Source organism: Paenibacillus sp. LK1 (genome assembly GCF_002750415.1).
In the GTDB taxonomy this organism is placed as follows: domain Bacteria; phylum Bacillota; class Bacilli; order Paenibacillales; family Paenibacillaceae; genus Paenibacillus; species Paenibacillus taichungensis.
Genome location: NZ_PEII01000016.1, coordinates 105,724 through 130,668, shown reverse-complemented (window position 1 = coordinate 130,668; position 24,945 = coordinate 105,724). Strand labels below are relative to the sequence as shown.

Below are 24,945 nucleotides of genomic sequence, written 5' to 3'. Positions count from 1 at the left end.
TTCCATTTATAGGGAAATAATAAACGCGGGAGGAAGAACATGAAAATTTTCAAACGAGGTCTGGCGATAGTATTGGCATTCCTGATGACGGTGGCGTTCATACCGCAGAATTATGCAGAAGCTGTTTCCGACGAATGGGAACAACTAAGTCCATTCCCAACAGCTAATACAATTAATGATGTAACCTATGGCAACCATCAATTTGTCGCAGTGGGACGAAATCAAGTGATTCTCACTTCCACTGACGGGAAGAATTGGATGGTTTCGGATCATCCAGAAGCCATTAATTCCAGTCTATCAAGTGTCAGCTACGGCAATGGCAGATTTGTCGCGGTTGGATCAAGCGGATTGGTAGTAACTTTGGTAGACGGGGAAACAGAGTGGAAGATTCAGAAGCAAAATATTACAACTTACGGTATATCTAGTGTTGTATACGGCACCGGGAAGTTTGTAGCAGTAGGGGCCGACGGGAAAGTGATGACCTCGACCGACGGGATGACTTGGACGGGACAGACCGTAGGCAGTACAAGTAACTTTCACATGGGTGTTACATATGGCAAAGATAAGTTTGTTGGAGTAGGGATTAGAGGATTTGTCATTCAATCCGCCGACGGGATTAGTTGGAGTACCAAAACGGTTAGTACTACTAACATGTTTTACGGAGTAACCTATGGCAACAACAAATACGTAGCCGTAGGGCAGAGTGGCTTGATTATGACATCGACAGATGGGACGAACTGGAACAGTATGACGAGCAATACCTCTGCCACTCTGAATAAAGTAATCTATGACAATATCAGCAACTTATATGTGGCGGTAGGCGGAGGAGGGACCATTGTTACTTCTCCTGATGGTACGACCTGGACAGTTCAAATAAAAGAGACTGCTAAGGATCTTAACGGCATCGGAACTGGAGATGGACTCATTGTGGTCGTTGGGTACAGCGGTGTGATCTTGACTTCAGACAATGGGATCTCATGGACAGACCAGTTGAAGGGAACGGCGGCAGGCCTCGAGGGCTTAGTTTATGGCAATGGTATGTTTGTTGCTGTAGGGAATGAACTGGTGGGATCGACAACCTCACAAAGTTTGATTCTCACATCTCCAGATGGGAAGGCTTGGATTAACCGGAAGCCATCCGTAGCACCTTTTACGCGAGATTATATTGGAAGTGTTAGTTATGGTAATGGCAAATTTATTGCATTGGGGTATAAGGAATCAGCCGCATTCCAGGGCCTTATTATGACCTCGTCCAATGGGATATCCTGGACTGAGCAAACGTATGGTGAGGGTACGCTTTTAGGAAGTGTATATGGAGATCAGCAATATGTAATTGTAGGTGCTAACGGCACGATACTGACTTCATCAAATGGGGAGACTTGGACGAGCCAGGCTAATGAATCGTCAGACGTGCTCTATGGTGTCAGTTATGGAAACGGTCTATATGTCGCAGTAGGTGGCAGCACAGTTTTAACGTCTTCTGATGGGATAACATGGAAGCAACAACCCACTGACTCTTCAACCTATCTGTATAATGTAACCTACGGCAACGGTTTGTTTGTAGCGGTCGGGGAAGGCGGAAAGATCATTACTTCCTCCGATGGGTTAACCTGGACGGATCAAACGAGCACGGTATATAGCGCCCTGCATGGTATTCATTATGACGAGAATGGCTTCAAAGCCGCTGGGGCTTCCGGAACCATTGTAACTTCGACAGATGGAATCACTTGGACGAAGCAACCTAGCGGTACTAACATTTATCTTATGGATATTGTTTCGAGCGGAAGCGAAGATGTAGTGATCGGACAGGAGGGGGTCATTTTACGGAAAACGGTAACGAACAGTACAATCAATCCCACAACTGGATTTTTCGATAAATACAGCTCATCACCGGATTACAAGGATGTAACAACAGAAGTTGTCTTAAACGGAAATGAACTTACTGGAATTACCAATGGGGTTGAAGTACTTGTGCTGGGTACCGACTATAACGTTGTTGCTGGTACGGTGACGATCAGTAAAGAGTATTTGTCGAAACAAGCGGAAGGAACGCTAAACTTGATCTTCACCTTTAGTAAGGGAGCACCACAGAAGCTGGAAGTTACAATCAGTGACACGACACCGCAGATGCTAACGGTTAGCTATTTGCCCGGAGATCACGGCGCTTTCGAAGGTACAAGCGAAAATGTAGCAATTGGTGGACATCCGGCAACGGTGCCAACAGTCACGCCAGCGGAGGGATATCATTTTGCAGGATGGAGCAGCGATGGCGGGATTACAAAGCTTACAAGTCAACAAGTAACTGCAGTTACGGTGACAGCTGATGTGACGTATACCGCGTATTATAAAGTGTTTGTCATGGGGGACGCCGATGGCGACGGTAAAGTGACGGCTGCGGATGCACTTCTGTTGAGCAAATATATCAAAGGCAAGATCACACTAACGCCCGAGCAATTGCAGGCGCTTGACATGAATGGTGACTGTAAATGGGACGATGAAGATATCAAAGTGATTCTTGCCATCTCCGTGGGAAAGGGTTGATATAATGCGTTGGAAAAAAATCATATCTACAATGCTGGCGGCCGTAATGCTGTTGCCTTTCGGAACGACGGGTTATGCGGAGTCAGAAATAGCGTCAAACTCAATGAAGGTAAGCAGCGAAGAAGGGTATCCCGGAGATTCCGTTAGCGTGTCGGTATTTTTGACACCTGAGGAAATGATTAACCAATACGACATTTCGATTGGGTTCGATACCAACTCTCTGGAGCTGGAATCCGGAAATGAAGTGACAGATGAATTAGGGAGCTTTACAGATGAGGGAGATTTTGCAACGGATCTCTCCATTGATGGGACAATCAATGTAAAGGCTAATCCAGTATTGGTTGTAGAAAGAGATACAAAGGTGTTCACACTTCATTTCAAAATTAAGAACACTGCACAGTCTGGGGATTCTAACTTGAGTTTGCTCAAATACGAACTCTATGAGGGTAATGATATCGCTTCGACTACAGTAGAGAACGGAAAAATCACAGTAAAGGCAACAAATGCAGCGCACTCCGTTACGTTCGACTCGCAGGGAGGGAGCACGGTAGAGCCGGCGACTGATGTGGCTAACGGCATGACATTGAGTGCTCCATCAACGCCTAATAAGGCGGGTTACACGTTTGCAGGGTGGTATAAAGATGAGTCCGGTACTAAAGCTTGGAATTTCGAAGAAGACGCTGTAACGTCCGATGTAACGCTGTACGCCAAGTGGACGCGGCACGCAGCACAGATCCAGATCGGTTCGGTCAGTGGTGCGCCGGGGTCTACAGTGGACGTACCGGTAACAGTGATCGACTCTACCTATGGAATTGCAGCTCACAGCCTACAGATTGATTTTGACACAGAGGGTCTGGAAGTAACGGGCGTTGTGGGTAATTCAGGAGATTACTTCGACTCCAATTACGATAACGATGCAGGCTGGCTCAAAACAGTATGGGTAGACAGCGATGCAGGAGATACGCCAATTGCGGCTGGAGAGAAGTTGTTCACCGTCAGCTTCAAGATTAAGGGCGAGGCGACTTTAGGTGATAAGGCACTGACGGTTCAGACAGAAGAACCCACTCTTTTCTCTATCCTGGATTCGTCCGGGGAAGAGATGAATAAAACGTTGATCCCTGGCAAGGTAACGGTAAAAGAGGGACCGATACAACACACTGTATCGTTCGACTCCATGGGAGGTAGTGTGGTTTCCAGTATCGCCAATGTGGATAGCGGCAAGACAATCAGTGCTCCGCCAGCGCCGACGAGAGCGGACTACACATTCGCAGGCTGGTACAAAGAACCAGCGGGAACAAATGCTTGGAACTTTGCGGCAGATATAGTCATATCTGATATGACATTGTTTGCGAAGTGGACAACCGGTGGTTCTAACAATGGTTCAAACAATGGTTCAAATAGTTCGAATAACTCTGGCACGCCATCAATTCCAAGTACACCGACCGTCGAGAAACCTGCGGGCTTACAAGTCATTGTTGACGGCATTGTGAAAGACCAAATTGCTACAGGATCGATGACTAAAGAAAACGGCAAATCGGTGTTGACGGCTACGATCGATCCATCCAAACTAGTTGATCAGCTCAAACAGGCGGCCAACAAATCCACCGTGATTATCCCCGTAACCGGAAGTGTGGACACAGTATTGGTCGTTTTGACGGGTGAAGCGGTGAAGAGTATGGAAAACAAGCAAGTGATTTTGGAAGTTCAGACGCCAAACGGTACCTACAAGCTGCCTGCCGGGCAAATCGCCATTGATAACATTTCCTCTAAACTGGGCGAACAGGTCAAACTTTCGGACATTGTCGTTCATGTGGAAATTACCAAGAGTAATGAGGCTGTGGTGGTTCTCGCGGAAACTGCGGCGGCTCAAGGAGGATTTGAGATTGCGGCTCCGCCTGTTACCTTTAATGTTACGGCATCCTACAAAGGTAAAACGGTAGGCGTCGAGCAGTTCAGCAGCTACGTGAAACGCGAAATTCCGCTTCCCGCTGGCGTTGATATGAGCAAGGTGACAACGGCAGCCGTGCTGAATTCAGATGGAAGTGTACGCCATGTTCCGACCTATATCACAAGTCGTGATGGGAAAAATTATGCGACCGTGAACAGTCTAACCAACAGCGACTATTTCCTGGTCTGGAATCAGAAGAACTTCGCAGATGTGGAAGGTCATTGGTCGAAGCAGGCCGTAAATGATATGGCTTCCCGCTTAATTATCAAAGGTAAAGACGAGAACCATTATGAACCTGATGCTGTCATTACAAGGGCAGAACTCACAGCCATCGTGGTTCGCGCGTTGGGCTTGTCTGATAATGGCAACGAGACGACGTTTACTGATGTTACGTCCAGTGATTGGTATGCTGGCGCTATCGCCAAGGCTGTGGAATATGGCTTGATTGAAGGCTATGAAAACCAGACCTTCGCTCCTAACCAAACCATTACTCGGCAAGAAGCATTGGTGATCATGAACCGGGCTTTGAGACTCGCGGGTCTAGAAACCGACGGAGCCGATGCAATATCTCTGCTGTCTCCGTTTGCAGACCAAGCAGCGGTTGCTGCCTGGGCGAAACAGGCCATGGCTGCAGCCGTGAAGAACAGACTTGTGGAAGGATCGACTGAAGGCTTGATGCCAACAAAGAACCTGACTCGGGGCGAAACTGCAGCGATAGTACAACGTTTTTTGGTAGGAAGCAATTTGATCGATAATCAGAATAACTGACAAATAGTTTAACAATATTACAAACCAGCCTACTATATATTTTTATTAGAGGCTGGTTTTTCTTTTTTATTACTTGATGGAGGAGAAGAACTTTCAAGTCTCAATCACTTCCTGACGATGTATAAAAACTTCATAAATTCCTTCGTTTTTATAACAGAGATTTTTCATTTAGATTGTGTATGCTGGTCTTAAGGAAACGAAATGGAAAAATGTATTCGCATTACGTAACTGGTGCGTCTGCACAAAGTATTGTAGAGTTGTAGGAGCAATTACGCGATGAAGGTGAGAAATATGGAGATCAATAATATTCTTGTTGTAGACGATGAACCGGAAATTCGAGAAGCTCTCGTTATTTACTTAAAAAGCAATGAAGTAGATGTATTTACGGCCTCTAACGGATTGGAGGCACTGGAGATCCTTGAACAAGAAACGATTCATCTTATTATCATGGACCTCATGATGCCGCAGCTTGATGGGATCAAGACGACATTTAAAATTCGTGAAGATAAAAATATACCGATCATTATGCTTTCCGCCAAATCGGAGGATAGTGACAAGATTTTGGGACTTAATGTTGGAGCCGATGACTATATAACAAAACCATTTAATCCCTTGGAACTGGTCGCTAGAGTCCGATCTCAGCTACGCCGGTTTACGAATTTAGGTTCCTTTCACTCCATTGGGGAAGAGATCATTCAAGTGAAAGGACTCGTGTTGAACAAAAGCTCGAAAACTGTTGAAGTGGATGGAGAGGACGTTAGACTGACTGCGAAGGAATACAAAATTTTGGAGCTGTTAATGGAGAACAAGGGCCGAGTTTTCTCGATTGAAGAGATTTATGAACGCGTGTGGAATGAACCGGTTTTTGCTTCAGAGAATACGGTTGCCGTACATGTGAGAAATATTCGTGAAAAAATTGAGATCAATCCTAAAGACCCAAAATATTTGAAGGTGGTATGGGGAATTGGATACAAAATTGAGAAAAAGTAAAGCGGATCGAACGATTGGAATCGACCCTCTTGTCCTCATCATCGCAGTTATTTTAGGGATCTTCTTACTTATTAACGAGTATTCATACTTGGGGGTGGGTCTGAGATTTTCAACTTCACGTTTTATTTTGGAACTACTTTCCATTATTATCTTGGGTTTGTTGGTAGCCAGACTGTTTCGTTATATTAAGGCGCCTCATAATAAACGTACCTTCTGGGATGGCAGTGTGTTGCTAGATTACTTTTATATTTGGAGGACCGGCTTTAGAGCCAGTCTGCAAAACGGGAGACTAACGTTTGGCCTCATTATTATGTTTCTGCTGACCGCCTTAGCCGGCATTTGTTTTTGGGAGGCAGTCACATATTACGGAGAGGGATGGCTCATCCTTTATTTGTTGCTATTTGTGCTGTTTGTGGTTCCTTATATGCTCTCCAAGCTTAGACGTTTCATCGCCATCATCAATGGAAGTAAAAAGATTGCCGAAGGGAATATTAAGAGTTCAATTCAAGATGCTGCCGGAAACGATTCCCTATCTGAACTTGCTGGCTATATTAACAATATGAAAGCCGGGTACCAAAGCGCATTGGAACATCAAATGAAAAGCGAGCGGTTAAAAACGGAACTGATAACCAACGTATCGCATGATTTGAAGACTCCGCTTACTTCGATTATCAACTATGTCGATTTATTAAAAAAAGAAAATCATTCTTCGGAAACCAGCCGAGCTTATATTGAAACGCTGGAGCGCAAGTCGCTTCGACTGAAACTGTTAATTGAAGACCTGTTCGATATCTCTAAGATGGCCAGCGGTTCAATAGAGCTGGATATGGAGTACGTCGATGTGGCAACATTATTGACACAAGCGATAGCGGAATCCAACACTCATATGGGACAGGAGTCGCTCGAAATGCGGGAGAGGATTGCCAAGTTCCCGATCCATGCGTATTTGGATGGTAATAAAATATGGCGTGTATTTGAAAATCTAATTAACAACGCGCAGAAATATTCACTTCCAGGAACTCGCATCTATATTTACTTGGACGAGACGGATGCTCTGGTAAGATTCAAAATTCAAAACACCTCTGCCTATGAGATTGATTTTGATGCGGAAGAATTGTTTGAACGTTTCAAAAGAGCAGACGAATCCCGCCAGACAGAGGGCTCGGGCCTAGGTCTAGCTATTGTGAAAAGCATCGTTGAGTTGCATGGAGGGCAGATCAAAGTCGAGATTCACGGCGATCAATTCAACGTTATTGTGCATTTACCCAAGAAGCGCTGAATGAAATATAAGATCATCAACAGGGTACATATGTTGGTGATCTTTTTTTGCGAATTAAATTCAACGGTACTAACTCAATAATCCCCAACGGAAAGCATAGGCAACGACCTGTGTCCGATTTTTTGCACGCAGCTTGGTCATCAAGCTGCTTACGTAATCTCTCACTGTATACTCGCTGAGGAACAACAAGGAAGCGATTTTCTTGTTATCATAACCTTCCGCCAGAAGTTCGAGAACGGTTGCCTCTCTTTCTGTTAAAGCGATGGCCATCGTTTTGGCGGTGTTTTCCTTCTCTTTCCTAGATAAAAACAAACCAATCCTTTTCCCCACTTGTTCAAGCAAATCCAGCTCAGCCTTCGTGCAATCAAATGAATCTCCCATTTGGTCAAAAGTGACCCAGCCATACAATTGATGCTCGTGAGCAATCGGTATAAATATAATCGAAGACAACTGAAATAACTGGATATGCTCATCCCTTAGATAAGGTTTTGGATTTTTCAAATAGATCGGTCTTTTAGAGTTGAAGATTAGATTTTGCTCGGTCAATTGTCCTTTCATACTCTGAATTTTTGGAAGTTCTTCACCAATGACCCCATAGAACTGGTTGGACCAAGGTACATAGGCATAGAAGACACAACGTTTGTAATTGAAATACTTCTCACATTTTTTCAGGATAAAGGCTAGATCTGAAGCTCCCGAAGAACTTACTAGGAGTTGGTTTAATTGGTCCAGCAAACGCAGTTTTTTTAATTCGTTATTTTCCTCCGTTTCATGATTACCAGACTCCGTATCAGCCCACTTATGAAAGCTATGCATCAGATACGAAAAGACTGATAACATGAACATAAGCGGGTCCAACATCCGTTGATGTTTCAGTTGTATTAATAGTGTTAGTAAAGATTTTTCCAATATAATTTGAAGCCATTGTAAGCTTGCCATATTTAAAATAGTTAGCTGGGATTGAACCCAGGTATCCAAATAAGAAGAATAATGATTATCCATATGATCCAAGTCTGAATAAGTAAACATCTGAAAAAAGGATCTCATCAGTACTTCCGTTTCGATCCGATGTGTTTCAGAAATATTAGCTTCCGCGATCAGGTAAATGTTTGTGTTTTCTTCGAGCTGTTTGCTATGCGTTTTGAAAAATAATACAAATTCCTGAAAAGTCATTTCAGTATATGGATGAAAATTTTGTGTCATAATAAGTCGTTCCCTTCAAATGAAATACCCTACAAATGGGGGTATACAATCCATTATTACACAGAACTTTATAGGATAGTATTTCAAAATTAAAGGAGTAAGATTGAGGAGTACAAGTTCATGAATCTTACTATGAAGAAATGGAGCGGTTGAATCTTATGAAATTAAATGAAAAAGTAGCTATTGTTACAGGTGGTGCTAGTGGAATTGGAGAAGCCACCGTTCGCCTTTTCGCAAAAGAAGGAGCAAAAGTGGTCATTGCTGACTTTTCTGAACATGGTAAAGAACTAGCTGCTGAACTCAACGGGGAAGGTCATGATACGTTATTTGTCAAAACAGATGTGACTAAAGAAGAAGATATTAAACACATGATTAATGAAACCGTTGAGAAATACGGTAAGCTGGATATTATGTATGCAAATGCAGGGGTTGCTGATGACGAAATCGCTGATGTATTGTCATATGATAAATGGAAACGGACGATCGATATTAACTTGTCAGGTGTATTTCTTTCCGATAAATATGCGATTGAGCAGTTCCTTAAGCAAGGAAATGGTGGAGTTATTGTTAATGCTGGCTCAATCCACAGCTTTGTTGCGTTGCCTAAAACGACAGCGTATGCCTCGGCAAAAGGAGGCGTTAAACTGTTAACTCAGAATTTATGTACTGCATATGCAAGCGAGGGAATCCGTGTCAACGCGGTATGTCCAGGATACATTGAAACGCCTCTGTTGAAAAATGTAGATGTAAAAAGCAAAGAATATTTAACTTCACTTCACCCACAGGGCAGACTTGGACGACCAGAAGAAGTAGCAAAAGCTGTGTTATTCTTAGCCAGCGATGATGCTAGTTTCGTGAATGGTACAACCTTGCTTGTTGATGGAGGGTATACCGCACATTAATTTTGGTGAGATAAAAGATGATTTTATCTGAAAACCAATGTTCAAATCGAAATAAACCTCTAATCATTGAAGAATTCATTCATGATTAGAGGTTTTCTTTTACATACGGCCGAGGCTATAGAAGCTTCCTAAAATACCCTTTGACAGAGCATTAAGGTTTGCTGCATACTGACTTTATAAAGTTGTTTTATAAAGATGGTTACAAAACGCACGGGCTACATTAGAAAGGACCAATGGAGATACAGGAGGTGAGCGTTATGGTATATATAATTTTAGCAGCTATCATTTGGATTGGGGCATATGCGGCTTTGAAATTGTCGAATCAGCCTATAGAAGTGAAGCCAGTTCGATCCATTAATGATCTTTTTGAATAGATAAAGGAATTGCCATAGATACTTAATAAGTTTGCTTTATAAAGATAAATAATAAATCCCACTTGAAGTCGGAGGATTTAAAATGATTAAACTCGTAGTAACTGATCTGGACGGAACATTTCTGAATAATCAAGGCTCGTTTGATCATGAACTTTTTAATGAAGTACATGAAGAAATGCAAAAGAAAGGAATAACGTTTGTTGCCTGTACGGGAAAACAGTGTGAACGAGTAGAAAAGTTGTTTGGTAACCATGGAAAAGGAATTTGGATTCTCGGAGATAGCGCGGCCAGAATTAAGAAAGATGGAAAAGTCGTCAAAGAGTTTAGCATTGATCGCACGCTTGTTCTGCGAGCCATTGAAGAAATTCAAGGTTTTGATCCCCAAATGACAATCATTGTATGTGCAAGCGATGCAGCATACGTACATTCCTCGATCTCTGATGATATGTACAACGTAGTTAAAGGCTCTTATGAACAAGTCATAAAAGTGGATTCCTTCTCTGAAATCGAGAGTGATTTTATCAAAATAACCGTATTTGATACAGAAGGCAGAAGCACAATGCTTAGAAAACATGTAGAACAAACGTTAAATGGGAAAATCTATATTGTCGACTCTGAAGCCAGATGGCTGGATATTACTGCTCTTCATACTCATAAAGGCGAAACGGTAAAAAAATTACAGGATATGCTGGGGGTAACTGCGGAGGAAACGATGTCGTTCGGTGATGGAGAAAACGATGTTGAACTGATGACAATTGCTAAGTACAGCTTTGCTGTTAGCAATGCTTGCGAGAACACCAAAAAAGCAGCAAGTTTCATCACAAAATCTAATGAAGAAAACGGCGTTCTAATAACCATTCAAAAAATGATGGATTTACAGTAGGACTGGCTCTAAACATTCAAATAGAAATTACTATATGACAAAGGCTGTGAAAAGGAGCGTGTGATATTTGCATAAAAATGTATATTTGTCAGGCTCTATACTTACTTCTGGGGAACGACGGAAATTGGAACGGTTAAATACGATTATGGAAGCACATTTCTTAACCACACATCTACCACATAGAGACATAGAAACTCAATTTCTGGACTCAAAAAGTAGAGATGAAATGTTCAAATTCACTGTTAAGGCGATAGAAGAATGTGATATGTTTGTCGCTGTTATAAACAACAATGGCTTGAATTTAAGTAATACCTGCTGGGAGCTTGGTTATGCTTATGCGCATAAGAAACCTATCTTTTGTCTACATGAAGGTGAATTCGATATCAATCAATGGGGACAACTCATGTTGATGAATTCTTCAGTTGTTTGTCATAATGTGGAAGAACTTAAAGAACAATTAGATCTTACATTACAAAAAATAAGTGCACCCTCATAATTGATCAGAAATACAAATAAAACGGTACGAAGTACCATATGAAACAAACGCCGGCGACCTTAACAGGTGACCGGCATTTCGCTTATTTTTTCGGCATTTTACTCTCATCCATGTATAACAGGTTCCAGCGGTGACCGTCCAGGTCGGCAAATCCTGCGCCGTACATCCAGCCGTCGCTTTCACTCGGTTTGCCAAAGATGCTTCCTCCAGCAAACTCCACTTTTTGAATAAAGGTATCTATTTCTTCTCTGCTTTCAGCGCCAATAGAGAATATTACTTCTGCGCTATGGGAAGTATCTGCTGTTTTTGAACCTGTAAATTTCTCAAACGCTGACTCCGGGAACAATAGAATAGCTGTTTGACCTATGGAAAGCTTGGCTCTTTCGTTCCCAACGCTCACCGCTTGGAATCCAATCTCATTGAAAAAGGCAGTTGACTTCTCAACATCTTTGACAGGCAGGTTAATCCAGATTTCTTGTGGCATGGCTGTCGCCTCCTAAATAAAATTTTAACTAAGCTTAATATACTCTACTTCTGGCAGCAGATGCGAATCTTATCAAAGAAATAAATGAATGTTATTATTATGAATATTGAACAAATGGAGGGATGGACATAGATAAGAAGAAGTACTTTATCCTGATGCCACCGATGTTAATCATTGGACTGTTTGTAATTTACTTTCTTCCAGCAAACCAGAGATCATATGTATTCTTAGTTCCTATTGTATTTTGGTTGGCATACTATATCTGGGTATTTGTTGAACGAAAACAAGATAAAAAAGAGAATAAGAAATTATAGGTTGAGAGGTGTTAAAATGATTTCGCATCGCTTGCTTACTCACGATACAATTATTGAATTATTGCCCAACATTAATACAGAACAGAATTTGCTTTTTTATAGTTATTTAACGCAACGTATGGATAAGGCTCAATATGTTGGTCAATTTATGAATAGTCAACTTACAGCCGTATTAGCTTATTATAGCGAACTATCCTTTCCAGCATTTTCTTTCTTCCGAGTTGAAGGTCGGGACATCTTTTTGCCAGAACTCGTTGCTTTTACAAGAGAAACGATCCAACTTGACGAAAGTGCTGTATGTGGTACGATACTCTGTCAACGGGACCTTGAACTTTTTCAATCCTTCGGTCTCATCAAAGGAATTCCTCAGCGTTTTCTAACGATGAAACATCAGGATGAATCGAAACTCCTTGAAGCTCACATTGCAAAAAAGATAAATGAAAATGAATATTCTAAGGTAATTGATTTTTTACATAGTGGGGAAATGAGGTTTTTCACAAGAAGTGAGTTAGAGAATTACCCTTTCCTTGGAATTAAGGAAGGGGAAGATTTCATAGCTGTTGGTGGCTACCATTTTTATGACTCTCAGCTAGTAGAGCTTGGGAATATTGTTACCAGGTTAGATTACAGAGGCAGAGGATTAGCTAAACGCCTAACCAGTGAATTGACACACCTCGGTAAAAAACGGTCACCAGATGTTTATCTGGGCGTTTTAGCAAATAACGTGCCTGCTGTTCGCTTATATGAAGGCTTGGGGTATCAAACAACAATGGAACTTTATATTGTCAATTTTACTTTATCCACGACAAAAATATAGTCCAAATCTATAGTCGCTACTTTAGCGGCTTTTTTTGTTTGATTGGTACAAAAACTAAATTCAGTGTAGCTTACTCTAAAAAACGAATGAACACTCCATATCATCTCTATATAGTTCGTAAATAACTGTGAACAATACGTTAATTCATTGACAATGAGTGTAATATTTATTAAAATTCGAAAGGGCATCAGGGTAAAGCAGATATGAGTATCCTTATCATTGGTTTAGAATCTTAGCTTTTTAATCCTAATGACGAATATAGGAGCGGTAATATTACAATCCTATGACGATGATTAGGATTTTTTTGTTTTTAGCTTTGGTGAATAATTTGAAAGTTGGAGGCTGGCTTTAATCATGGACAATTGGTTCAAACTAAAAGAAAGAGGCACGACCGTATCAACGGAGATCATCGCAGGGATTACGACATTTTTCACGATGGTATACATAGTGATCGTAAACCCAGGAATACTCAGCAGTACGGGCATGGACTTTAACGGCGTATTCATTGCTACGGTGCTGGCAAGTATTGTCGCGACACTGATTATGGGAATAGGGTCCAATTATCCGATTGTCATAGCGCCTGGTATGGGTCTGAATGCATTCTTTGCCTATAGTGTAGTTGCTGGATATGGTGTGTCTTGGCAGGTTGCACTAGGAGCGGTATTTATAGCAGGGCTTTTGTTTATTATTTTATCACTTACTTCATTTCGTTACATGCTGCTTGATGCCATTCCTGCGAGCCTTAAGCACGCGATAACAGCAGGTATCGGATTGTTTATCACAACAGTAGGTCTGCAAAATTCCGGGATTATTGCCGATTCAGAATCGAATTTGATTACGATCGGGAACTTGGCAGAACCTATGACTTACTTGACCATTATCGGATTAATTATCACTGTTGTGCTTATGGCATACAATGTAAAAGGTTATCTGTTCATCGGAATGGTGGTCACAGCGGTTCTTGCCTGGATCATGGGACTATTTCAAATGCCTGAGTCGATTGTATCCTTGCCGCAAGGCCTCACGTCAACGGCTTTCCAATTGGATTTGGCAGGTGTATTCTCTAATGGTTTGTATACCATCATATTTACATTCCTGTTGATCACGCTGTTTGATACGACGGGGACCATGCTCGGCGTTGCTGAGCAAGCAGGACTGCTGAAGGAAGGTAAGTTTCCGCGCTCACGCGGCGCCCTATTGGCAGATGCCGTAGGAACTACCACCGGCGCTTTGCTCGGAACGAGCCCAACATCGGCTTATATCGAGTCCAGCACAGGGGTGGCTGCAGGAGGAAGAACAGGGCTGACGGCGGTAACGGTAAGTGTACTGCTTGCTCTTACGTTGTTCTTTACACCTATCGTAAGTGTCATATCAGGTATCCCGGCGATTACTTCTCCGGCACTGATTATTGTGGGTTACTTTATGATTAGCGTAATTAGCAAAATCAACTGGAAGGATCTCGAAGAAACATTTCCAGCCTTCTTGATTATCATACTTACTCCGTTGACGCACAGTATTGCGACAGGGATCGGTGTTGGCTTTATTTTCTATCCGGTACTCAAGCTGCTTCGCGGAAAGGGTAAGGACGTTCATCCGATATTCTACATTTTTGCCGTATTGTTCTTCATTCAGCTTGTATTCCTGGACCACTAAGAAACGGTTTCATCAAAAAGGAGAACTGCTTATTTAAAGGCGGCTCTCCTTTTTGATATGTAGCCCTCGGTTTAATCCTTTAGAGAAGAATTCTTCTTCGTATTTAATACTTCAAATGCTTCTTTTAAAAAATCCATAGTATGCTTAGGCACCAACGATTCATAGGGTTTTACGTTTTTATACAGTTCTTCATTATTTACCTCGTCATTAAAAAACAGATTACTTAATGGAGTATCTGCAAATATATCGTGCAACTGCTGCTGTATGAAAGGATGGTCTGGTTTAAGATCCTTTACGATAGCTCGATGGACCAGCAATAACAAATTGTAAAATTGTCCATCCAAGTACGTTTGCTTAGAGAAATCCTCTGGAAACACCTGATCAATAATATCTACAGAGATATACTTTTGAAGCAGCTTTTTTTGAGCCTGCTCAACACGCATGGAATTCATAAGGAGCATAAGTATTTCAGAGTTTGATTCATTGAGTTGATCTTGCTCGGTTACCAATTTGATTCGTTCAATTGATGCTAAAGAATAATCAATTGCTTCTCTGCGCTGCCGTAGTGATTGTTCTTGAACTCTAATGATTTCATTGAAAGAATAATTTGGATTATCCAAACAGACTTTAATCTCGTTTAATGAAAGACCTAGACTTTGCAATAATTGGATTTCATGAAGCCTTTTAAAATCCTCATTTACATATATATAATGTTCATTTTCATTTTTTTGTGAGGGTACTAATATGCCAAGTTGTCGATAATGTCTTAATGTACGAACCGTTGTGTTTGCCAGTTTTGCAAATTTACTCACCGTTAATCTCATCTAAAATTCCTCTTTTCAAAAAATCATTTCTTATATTTTTTCGCCAGAATAATTCCAATAGAAGTATTATAAATCCCATGGGCAAGCATCGGCGGGATTAACGACCCGGTAAAATAAAAGAGTAGTGCTAAAATCAAACCATTTACAAACACGCCAGTAAGGATACCAGTGGCTCCTTTATATTGGGGAACATGTATTACCCAAAATAGAAATGTGCTTATTAGAATAACGAGCCAATCCACTATTATTGAGTATCCAATAAATAATCCGATCAGGACACCTCTAAAAAAGAATTCTTCAAACACACCACCACCTATTGCAGATACAGCTATACCACTTGGTCGGATCATTATTTTTTTGATCATATCTGATCCTTCAGTTTTGGGTAGTTCTGTTCTTGTTTTGATGAAAGTAATTAGAACAATAGTTGTAATAAACAAACTAGAAATAAGACCAATGAGTACAGCGGATAAAATACTAATTTCGTTTGGTATAAATAAGGAAGCTATAAATGGTAACATTTCTCCCCACTTAAATATCCCAATAAAAACCAATCCGATAAAAAGAAATGATGTGAGCGTTAGGGATGCTTTCAACAGTATTTTGTATTGTTCCTTTGTAGTAGGCTTAGTCATCATAAAACTCCTTTTATCTCATTTTTTTCATTGTAGATTGTGACGTAACGTCCCCCGCAATATTTGTTTTTTGTTATAAAAAACAAAGTTCTCGTCCCAAACGGAGGGCAAGAACTTTGTGTCATAGCTGATTAGATGTAAAATTGATGAATATAATTATGCTTACGGGCAAATTCTAACCTCTAGAAATGAATGAAAAAGTATCCAGAATGAGGAGGGGAGAGTTATGATCCATAAGCCAGCTTTATTGATTATAGATGTACAAACCGGATCGTTTATAAATCCTCTCTTTATTCACAACAATGAAAAATTATTAAATAATATTAAACAACTTATGACTTGGGCTCACATAAGCAAAATTCCAGTCATACTTACTCAGCATAATGGTAAATTAGGGACGCTTACCTCAAAAACAACCTCAGGGTGGAGTCTCCATCCCGCTTTACCCTTGATCACTCAAGATGTGAAAATTGAAAAGAACTTTCCAGATTCATTTCAAGATACCAAACTTGAATCACATTTAACTCAACTAGGCGTTAATCAACTGATTGTCGCAGGAATTCAAACTGAGATATGTGTTGATGCGACATGTCGTAGAGCATTTAGCTTGGGATATGACGTTATTTTAGCAAAAGATGGTCATAGTACCGCGGACTCCTCCTCTTTAATTGCAGATCAAATCATTACACATCATAATACTGTTCTACAAAACTGGTTTGTATCTTTAAGTGATACCCAGAATATTATAATGTCGATTTTACGGTAGACAAGTATCCAACTGCGTATAATGTTTGCCTCCGCAGATGAGATGAGTTATAAAAATAGTGTTGTGGAGCGTACGTTCATAGATAGTTCCAGGCCTTGAGGAGGTAAAGTCTCAAGGTCTTTCTTTTATTCTCTCACCAAGTATTGATGTGAAATATACTGAAACCTATTGTTTTTTGACTATTGTCTTACGTTTTTGATCTAGGAATCATCTGGCGATTTTCATAGAATTACAACTAATCGAGGGTAGGTTCTACAAGAAGGGAAGAATGATATGGGAGCAAAAGTCACCCGCAAAAGAGTAAGAACACGCTGGCGCAAGCATGATACCGAGCTCACGTTGCTCGTGCTTCCGACCACAATCTGGTACATTTTGTTCAGCTTCTTGCCAATGTTCGGTGTCATTATCGCTTTCAAGAATTTCAAGATTCACGGGAATTTTCTTAGTAATGTTATAAACAGCGACTGGATCGGGTTCAAAAACTTTGAATTCCTGTTCAGTTCGAATGACGTCTGGATCGTAATTCGCAATACAATCGGTTACAACATGATCTTTATTATTCTGGGTATCATCGTGCCTGTGTCACTTGCATTGATGGTTGGACAGCTGCACAGCCGCAAGGCAGCCAAGGTTTATCAAACGATGATGTTTCTCCCGTATTTCCTATCATGGGTTGTCGTTTCCGCGGTGCTTTGGGCATTCCTGAGCTATGACAAAGGGATAGCCAATCAAGTTCTGACCCATTTCAACCAGGATCCAAAAAATTGGTATATGGAACCATCCTATTGGCCTTATCTCCTTGTATTTATGAACATGTGGAAGGGTCTCGGCTATGGGATGGTTGTTTACTTGGCGACAATCACAAGCATGGATTCGACCTATTACGAAGCGGCCGTCATTGATGGCGCTAGCAAGTGGCAGCAGACACGGTATATTACACTGCCTTTAATGAAATTTGTTATTGTGCTGATGTTTATCCTGTCAGTCGGAGGCATCTTTTCCACGGATTTTGGCTTGTTCTTCCAAGTGCCACGGGACTCCAATTCTCTCTACAACGTAACCACGACGGTCGATGTGCTTGTGTACAAACAACTCAAAACCGCGACGGTCGGGATGGCGTCCGCCTCTGCCTTCATGCAATCTGTACTGGGCTGCGGAATGATCCTATTCGCGAACTGGATCGTTCGCAAAGTTGATCCAGAAAGCGCACTGATTTAGAGAGGAGGCAGGAAGATGTCAACACAATCAAGCTACGATTCCGGTCTTGAAAAGTTTAACCGCGTTGGCAAAGGAACGAACATTTTGTTTCACTTGATCTTTATCATTTTAGCCTTGCTGTGTGTAGTCCCTATCGTCGTGGTACTGTCCATTTCACTGTCAAGTGAGGCTTCGATTCGAGAGACCGGTTACCAACTCCTACCGTCGGCATTCTCGGCTGAGTCCTACAACTATATCGTTAAGCAGGGCTCGATGATTATACGTGCACTCGGAGTCTCCGTATTCGTTACGGTAGTAGGCACGCTGATCGGCGTACTGCTCACCACTTCGATGGGTTATGCATTGTCCCGTCCCCAATTCAAACTAAAAGGACTGCTGACATGGATTGTATTCATCCCAATGGTTTTTAACGGCGGTCTTGTCTCCAGCTATTACATCAATTCGACGATGTTGGGATTAAGCAACACAATCTGGGCGCTGATTCTACCCTTAGCCGTGTCCTCCTTTAATGTCATCATCTGCAAAACTTTTTTCAAGACGACCATTCCGGATGGGCTGATCGAATCGGCTGAAATCGACGGAGCAGGTCAATTCCGCATCTTCTTCACAATCGTGCTCCCGATCTCACTGCCTGTTCTAGCGACGATTGGACTGTTTCTCTGCTTCTCGTACTGGAATGACTGGTTTCAATCGATGTTGTATATTGACGACCAAAGCTTGTATTCGCTGCAGGCACTACTGAACAGCCTGATGAGCAACGTTGATGCGCTGGCTAAAAACGCTTCGACGATGGGCATAAGCTATGCTGAGCTTGTCGCCACGATGCCCAAAGAATCGGCACGTATGGCTGTTGCGATCATTATTGTACTGCCCGTTGCTCTGGCTTACCCGTTCTTCCAGAAATACTTTATCTCCGGTTTGACGGTCGGTGCAGTTAAGGGATAAATCGAAATAAATCTGGAAATTTCAGGTTTATCATAATTTTGTACAGGATCAGTGCGTGTTAACTTAAGGGAGGGAATAGAGGAATGAGGACAAGGTTTAAAGCATGGATGAAAGCTCCGCTTTTGATTGGAGTGGTAACGCTGGCTATCTTTGGTTTAACAGGCTGTTCCGGTTCAGACAACAATAACGCGTCAAACAACACGCCATCGGAAAACTCAGGATCGAATGCAGGCGAAGGTTCCGGCGAGGTACCTACGCTGGTCTGGTGGACGATTGGCGGACAAGTGCCAGCCAATTTTGATAAGGCAATTGAGAAGATAAACGAATATACGGCAGAGAAGATTGGTGTAAAAATCGATCTCCGCGTTGCCAGTTGGGGCGATTGGGACACTAAGATCAATACGATTGTAAACTCCGGTGAAGCTTTCGACATTATGTTTACGAATAACGGAAAATACAGTCAACAGGTCAACATGGGTGCTTTCACGGATATTACCGACCTTGTGCCAAGCACGGTGCCGGAATTGCACAGCTACATCCCAGAATTGGTGTGGGATGGTACGAAAGTTGGTGGCAAGATTTACGCTGTTCCAACGTATAAGGATTCTTCATTAACCCAGTACTGGGTGTTTGACGATGCGCTCGTTCAAAAGTACAATGTCGACCTCGGCAGCATCAAGACACTACAGGATCTGGACAAGCCATTCCGTGAGATCAAGGCTGGTGAAGGCAAAGGGTACTATCCACTGTCTTTGACTCAGGGAGAGGGCATTAACGGTTTCTTTAATGACTATGACGATATGACTCTCGGCTTTCAGCCGATTGGCGTCAAGGCCGAAGATGAATCCCGCACAGTCGTTTCTGTTCTGGAACAACCGGATATACAGGAAAAGCTGAAGCTCATGCATCAATGGTATAAGGACGGTATTATCAATCCGGATGCGCCGACCAAGATCGAGGCTGACCCTTATCGCCCGTTCTTCAGTGCGCAGGCGTTCCCTGGTGCAGAAGTGAATTGGCAGATCTCCGCGGGTATTGATAAATACGACATGGTTCAAATTCTGGGTCCGATCTATACAACCAGCACAATCCAGGGATCCATGAACGCAATTTCTGCCAACTCCAAGTACAAGGAAGAAGCGCTTAAATATCTGGAACTGGTAAACACCGACTCCAAGCTGCGCAATATGCTCGCCTATGGCGAAGAGGGTGTCGATTTCGATTATGTAAACGACAATACAGTTGAACGGAAAACGGATTCGTGGCCATTGGCGGCCTATACGCAAGGAACGTTTTTCAACATGGCTGTCACAAAAGGCGCACCTGAAGATCAGTGGGATCAGGTCCGCAAACTGAATGAAGCAGCCACTTCATCTTCGATCCTTGGCTTTGCACTGGATATTAGCGAACTCGGCACTGAAGTAGCCAATGTGAAGGCTGTATGGAACAAATACAATTATGAGTTGATCACTGGCGCATCCGATCCAGAGCAGAAGATACCGCAAATTGTAGAAGAGTTGAAGAAAGCTGGCTTGGATAAGATTATGGAAGCCGCCCAAGAACAGATCAACGCATATTTTAAATCATAATTCTTGAGACTTGCGACAATAACCCGAACGGAGCCGTTGTGGCCGTTCGGGTTTTCCAATCTTATTGGAGACATTTGTGTTTAATTTAAGCTTATAACGGATTGATTTGTCCGACAAATAGCTATATGTTAAAACTATAAGTCTCAATATAATCCAACTGCTAAGGAGAGCTGCATGTTTTCCTTCTTTCAAATCAAAATCTACCGCCGCAAATTTATTGCTTACGCGATTTTCACGTTATTCATGGGTCTGATTTTAAGCGTGTTGACCACGCTTGTCTTGCTGCAGCAGTGGTTAGAGAATGCTCAGAATCAAGCGGCAGATGCATTCTCCCGGGTTGAAAGCATTCTTCAAAACGATGCTGAGCGGATTGAAGCCTATTTACAGCGAGTTTACTCTAATAACGGTCTGGTGGCAGACGTTCGTTTTTTTCTCGCCAATAGTGCGGAAGGCTATCTGACGGGAAGACTCCAGAACAGCCGCTATGATCAGCCTCTCGCTTCGTTTCCAGAAGACGTGAAAGCTTTTCTCGGCAGCGGGCAGGAAGATATCATCCAGGTAAGTCTACATACTGAGGAACGAGGCAACGTAGTGCGTTTTGCCAGTAACGGCGCGATGAGCTTTTTGTTTAATCTGCCGAACACGGATGATATATTTCGAGAGACAATCCAAAGAGGATTCGTCATCCGCAAGCAGCTGCTGGACGAAAATCAAATCTCACGCCAGCTCGGTGAGTTTCGTTTTTTGGTCAGCAGCGATGTATTATTCAAAGGCGTGCAGAACAATCGGTGGATTGAAAACGGAGTCGTCAGCACGGCTGGGGATGTCTATCTCATGGACGCTGGAGGCAGAGTCAACCAGGAATTATTCAGACAGGTTGCATTGCACGAACGTAGCAAGGGCTTTATGCAGTTAGGCAGGCTGGACCGCGTGTTTTATGTGATTCATTCGTCCAATGCTTACGACTACCAATTTATAAGTGTTGTAGACATGGCAGTGCTTTTCCGGCAAAAAGCCAGCATGCTAATTACCGTGTTCTTAATCTTTTTGGCAGCTATGGTCAGTTTTCTCCTATTAATCGGATACAATCTTCGTGAAGATGCAGGTTTTCTGCAACGGATTATATATTCCATCCAACGTGTAAAATCCGCCAATTTTACGCCAATCAGTCCGACCCGATATCGGAAGAATGAGTACGGAATGATCGCGAGGGAACTCGACGATATGACGCGTCAGCTTAACCAACACATTCGAACCGAATATTTGCTGAAACTGAAACAGAAGGAAACAGAAATGAAAGCGCTTCAAAATCAAATTAACCCTCATTTTTTGTACAATACACTTGAAATTATCCGATCGTTTGCGCTGGCCGGCCGCGCAGTTGATACGGCTGAAGCGGTAGCTACCCTAGGCTCGTTATATCGTGCAATCGTGAAGAACGAAGATATTATTCTGTTGGGCAGTGAGCTGGCTTTGCTTGAAAAATACTTAAAGATCATGGAATTTAAATATCCGGACAGATTCTATTATCAAATCAATGTGGACCAGGGACTACTGTCTCTGCCTACCGTTAAATTCTGGATGCAGCCGCTCGCCGAGAATTTTTTTGTTCACGGCTTCCATTCGGACCATGAATTTAATCTGCTTGTTGTGAATGGCATTGAAAATAACCACTCATACGTATTGGAGATTGTAGACAACGGGAACTCGATCTCGGAAGATCGATTGGCTGATATCCGCCGCAATCTGTCTTTTATAGGAGACTCGGTATCGGAGAGCATTGGCCTGCGCAACGTGTATACACGGCTTCATTTTTTCTATGGGAAAGGCTTTACCATGCAAATTGAAAATAATGTGGAAGCTGGTGTCAAAGTTACCTTAACCATAGCGAAGGAGGCGTAATGTATGTACAAACTTCTGATCGTTGATGACGAGCCACTAATCCTGGAGGGAATCAAGCGAACGCTGGACTGGGAAATGCTTGGCTTCAGACAGATTGAGACCAGCGAAACCTATGGGGATGCGCTAACAAAGGCTGTGGAGTTTTGGCCGGACCTCGCAATTTTTGACGTTTGCATCGGCAAGGAGCGTGGCTATAACGCCATTCACAAGCTTAATGAGCTAGGGCTCCCGACGACCTATATTATGATGAGCGGTTATGGTGAGTTCGAGTACGCCCTGGAGGCTATTCATTGTGGGGTTAAGGATTATCTACTCAAGCCCGTTGAGCGAGCAAAGCTTCAAGCTCTGATTGAACGAGTTATTGTCGAAAATTTGAACGGTACGCTGGAGGGAAGAAATCCGAACTGCCGTGACATAGACCCCATATTGGAAGTGCGCTACGACAGCTTATCCAAGCTAACCAACCGCATTCTGCTGATGGTTAAGGCTGAATACGATCAAAATATCAATCTCAAAGTGTTGGCCAGTCGTTTTCGGATGAACGGAACCTATCTTGGACAGATGTTTCTTAAGGAAACAAAGATGAAATTTTCGGAGTATCTTATGGTTTACCGAATGTTATGTGCACGAGAGCGTATTCAGGCTACAGACGAGAAGATATCGACAATTGCACTCTCCGTCGGTTACGCTAATCTAAACTATTTTTACACGCATTTCCAAGCCTACTTCAGCAAATCGCCTTCAGATATGCGGAGAAAGGAGTAGTCCAGAAATGATACATTCATCTATCTGGAACACATTGATCAAGTCTGTCCTGATTACAGCGATGATGACGCTGCCTCTGTCGGGGTGTATATCAATATCCGGGAAGAACGAGGAATTCGACAGAAGTATCAACACAGTGAATCTGATTTATTATACGCTTGGCAATCCTGACCAGGATCTGAAGATGGTAAACGCTAAAATCAATGAAGTGTTGGCCCAAAAAATCGGAATCACTATTACATATATTAAGGTTGGGTGGCAGGAGTACAATGACCGGATCAATACGCTAATTTCGACGGGAACTCCTTTTGATATTGCTTTTACCACAGATTACTCAAGCTATGTTCAGCGAGGAGCATGGCTGAGACTGGACAGCTACTTATCCAGCTTCGGCAAGGATATGTACGACACGATCGACCCCGTTCTATGGCAGGGCGTTCGCATGGAAGACGGCGGCATCTACGGTGTGCCTACGAATAAGGAGCTTGCCGTCCGCATGCAATGGATGTATCCGGAGACGCTTGTCCAAAAGTATGACATCGACATTACAAAATACAATTCCCTGGAGTCTTTGGATCCTCTGTTCCAAATGATCAAGGAAAAGGAACCTTCCTATCAGTTGATGGAGCTGGACAAGGATTCCCAGAACTTCTTCGCCATGTACGGTTACGAATATGTGCTGGATAAACCGCTACCACTGATGGTGCGTTCTCTGGATCCAGATGCGCAAGTATTCAATATATTTGAGACCGAGGAAGCAAGGCAGGTGCTGGATACACTCCGCAGCTATTACGTCAAGGGTTACATCAATGAAGACGCCGCCCTGCGGGAGAGCCAAAATCTCAAACGCGAAGAACGGGTTTTCTGGAAAGCTGCGGGAGGAGGCCCCCTTTCGGAAAATAGCTGGAGCAAAGATCGCGGCTACAAGGTTGTTGCTCATCCCGTGACCCCGCCTTTGATCACGACGGAATCCGTTCGCGGCGGAATTATGGCAATAAACGCAAAGTCAGCGCACCCCGTTGAAAGTGTAAAGTTTTTAAATTTGCTCAACACGGACCCGGAAATCCGCAATCTGTTTAATTACGGTATTGAAGGTGTTCATTATACGTTGGACAAGAACGGACAGGTGCTGCTGAAATCTTCCGGAGACAGCGACGACGATCCAGTCTCAGCAGTTGGCTATGAAGGTGTGCAGTATACGCAAGGAAACTGGTTCATTCTCAAAACGATCGGCGGAAAATTTCCCGATCCGTTGGATAAGTGGGATCAGTTCCGAGCAGCAAACGCAGAATACGTCAAATCGAACTTACTCGGATTCACGCCGAATTTGACCCGTATGTCCATTCAGGTCAACCTTATAAAAATGGTTTGGGAAAAGTACTATCCGAGCTTGATGACTGGCAGTGTGAATGTGGAGAGGGTACTGCCCAAATTCAACGAGGAGCTGAAGCAGGCGGGTCTGGACGAGGTGCGGGTAGAAATACAACGGCAGCTCGACGCTTGGCGTGTTGACCATCCATAAAGGGGAGTTACCGAATACCCGAAAGTTTTCCTAATTTCACTAATCCCTAATAACCGGCTGTGCCTTCCTTCTAAACTGGATGGCACAGCCGGTTCGTCAATAGGTGGAATACGATAGGGTTTTCCTA

Annotated in this window: 20 protein-coding genes; 16 read left to right on the top strand and 4 right to left on the bottom strand. The window is 42.7% G+C overall.

From position 1 onward, the window contains the following. Positions 1-39: 39 nt before the first annotated feature. The 4 genes from CS562_RS28230 to CS562_RS28215 all read left to right on the top strand — a co-directional run bounded on the left by CS562_RS28230 (position 40) and on the right by CS562_RS28215 (position 7,526). Positions 40-2,541, top strand: coding sequence for a X2-like carbohydrate binding domain-containing protein (locus CS562_RS28230; RefSeq protein ID WP_099858895.1), 2,502 nt, complete (start codon positions 40-42; stop codon positions 2,539-2,541). 4 nt (positions 2,542-2,545) lie between these two features. Further along, positions 2,546-5,257 carry an InlB B-repeat-containing protein gene (locus tag CS562_RS28225; RefSeq protein ID WP_099858893.1) on the top strand — a complete coding sequence of 904 codons (2,712 nt, stop codon included), beginning with the start codon at positions 2,546-2,548 and terminating at the stop codon, positions 5,255-5,257. Between the two features lie 291 nt (positions 5,258-5,548). Next, the gene (locus CS562_RS28220) at positions 5,549-6,247 is read left to right on the top strand and encodes a response regulator transcription factor (RefSeq protein WP_076291430.1); all 699 of its coding nucleotides are present in this window, start codon (positions 5,549-5,551) and stop codon (positions 6,245-6,247) included. Continuing rightward, the gene (locus tag CS562_RS28215) at positions 6,222-7,526 is read left to right on the top strand and encodes a sensor histidine kinase (RefSeq protein ID WP_099858891.1); all 1,305 of its coding nucleotides are present in this window, start codon (positions 6,222-6,224) and stop codon (positions 7,524-7,526) included. The genes CS562_RS28220 and CS562_RS28215 overlap by 26 nt, the downstream gene beginning before the upstream one ends. Before the next feature lie 69 nt (positions 7,527-7,595). On the opposite strand, the gene CS562_RS28210 is transcribed toward CS562_RS28215, so the two are convergent. Further along, on the bottom strand, positions 7,596-8,729 hold the full coding sequence (locus CS562_RS28210) for a LuxR C-terminal-related transcriptional regulator (protein WP_099858890.1): 1,134 nt from the start codon (positions 8,727-8,729) through the stop codon (positions 7,596-7,598). 158 nt (positions 8,730-8,887) lie between these two features. Between CS562_RS28210 and CS562_RS28205 the strand changes: the two genes are divergently transcribed. From CS562_RS28205 to CS562_RS28195, 3 genes are all read left to right on the top strand, one after another. Further along, a complete protein-coding gene (locus CS562_RS28205; RefSeq protein WP_076291428.1) occupies positions 8,888-9,631 on the top strand; it encodes an SDR family NAD(P)-dependent oxidoreductase in 744 nt (247 codons plus the stop codon). Between the two features lie 456 nt (positions 9,632-10,087). Further along, positions 10,088-10,888 carry a Cof-type HAD-IIB family hydrolase gene (locus CS562_RS28200; RefSeq protein WP_099858889.1) on the top strand — a complete coding sequence of 267 codons (801 nt, stop codon included), beginning with the start codon at positions 10,088-10,090 and terminating at the stop codon, positions 10,886-10,888. 67 nt (positions 10,889-10,955) lie between these two features. Then, positions 10,956-11,384, top strand: coding sequence for a nucleoside 2-deoxyribosyltransferase (locus CS562_RS28195; protein ID WP_099858887.1), 429 nt, complete (start codon positions 10,956-10,958; stop codon positions 11,382-11,384). Between the two features lie 82 nt (positions 11,385-11,466). On the opposite strand, the gene CS562_RS28190 is transcribed toward CS562_RS28195, so the two are convergent. Beyond that, positions 11,467-11,868 (bottom strand): VOC family protein, encoded by a 402-nt coding sequence (locus CS562_RS28190; protein WP_076291385.1) that lies wholly within the window; start codon positions 11,866-11,868, stop codon positions 11,467-11,469. 330 nt (positions 11,869-12,198) lie between these two features. On the opposite strand from CS562_RS28190, the gene CS562_RS28180 reads away from it, so the two are divergent. Together CS562_RS28180 and CS562_RS28175 are read left to right on the top strand one after the other, a co-directional pair. Further along, the gene (locus CS562_RS28180; RefSeq protein ID WP_076291383.1) at positions 12,199-12,999 is read left to right on the top strand and encodes a GNAT family N-acetyltransferase; all 801 of its coding nucleotides are present in this window, start codon (positions 12,199-12,201) and stop codon (positions 12,997-12,999) included. A 354-nt stretch (positions 13,000-13,353) separates the two neighbouring features. Continuing rightward, positions 13,354-14,652 (top strand): NCS2 family permease, encoded by a 1,299-nt coding sequence (locus tag CS562_RS28175; protein ID WP_063563691.1) that lies wholly within the window; start codon positions 13,354-13,356, stop codon positions 14,650-14,652. 71 nt (positions 14,653-14,723) lie between these two features. On the opposite strand, the gene CS562_RS28170 is transcribed toward CS562_RS28175, so the two are convergent. After that, positions 14,724-15,476, bottom strand: a complete 753-nt coding sequence (locus CS562_RS28170; protein ID WP_099858885.1) for a MerR family transcriptional regulator — start codon at positions 15,474-15,476, stop codon at positions 14,724-14,726. 23 nt (positions 15,477-15,499) lie between these two features. After that, positions 15,500-16,111, bottom strand: a complete 612-nt coding sequence (locus CS562_RS28165) for a CPBP family intramembrane glutamic endopeptidase (RefSeq protein WP_180287234.1) — start codon at positions 16,109-16,111, stop codon at positions 15,500-15,502. Between the two features lie 226 nt (positions 16,112-16,337). On the opposite strand from CS562_RS28165, the gene CS562_RS28160 reads away from it, so the two are divergent. The 7 genes from CS562_RS28160 to CS562_RS28130 all read left to right on the top strand — a co-directional run bounded on the left by CS562_RS28160 (position 16,338) and on the right by CS562_RS28130 (position 24,818). Next, the gene (locus tag CS562_RS28160) at positions 16,338-16,877 is read left to right on the top strand and encodes a cysteine hydrolase family protein (RefSeq protein WP_099858883.1); all 540 of its coding nucleotides are present in this window, start codon (positions 16,338-16,340) and stop codon (positions 16,875-16,877) included. Between the two features lie 273 nt (positions 16,878-17,150). After that, a complete protein-coding gene (locus CS562_RS28155) occupies positions 17,151-18,095 on the top strand; it encodes an ABC transporter permease (protein WP_099858882.1) in 945 nt (314 codons plus the stop codon). A gap of 15 nt (positions 18,096-18,110) precedes the next feature. Beyond that, entirely contained in the window at positions 18,111-19,040 is a 930-nt protein-coding gene (locus CS562_RS28150; RefSeq protein ID WP_099858881.1) for a carbohydrate ABC transporter permease, read from the top strand. 83 nt (positions 19,041-19,123) lie between these two features. Continuing rightward, positions 19,124-20,629, top strand: coding sequence for an ABC transporter substrate-binding protein (locus CS562_RS28145; protein WP_257219629.1), 1,506 nt, complete (start codon positions 19,124-19,126; stop codon positions 20,627-20,629). 174 nt (positions 20,630-20,803) lie between these two features. Then, on the top strand, positions 20,804-22,531 hold the full coding sequence (locus tag CS562_RS28140; RefSeq protein WP_099858880.1) for a sensor histidine kinase: 1,728 nt from the start codon (positions 20,804-20,806) through the stop codon (positions 22,529-22,531). Positions 22,532-22,534: 3 nt separating this feature from the next. Continuing rightward, positions 22,535-23,296: a response regulator transcription factor gene (locus tag CS562_RS28135; RefSeq protein ID WP_076291376.1), complete on the top strand. Its 762-nt coding sequence runs from the start codon at positions 22,535-22,537 to the stop codon at positions 23,294-23,296. Positions 23,297-23,303: 7 nt separating this feature from the next. Then, a complete protein-coding gene (locus tag CS562_RS28130; protein WP_099858879.1) occupies positions 23,304-24,818 on the top strand; it encodes an ABC transporter substrate-binding protein in 1,515 nt (504 codons plus the stop codon). Positions 24,819-24,945: the final 127 nt, after the last annotated feature.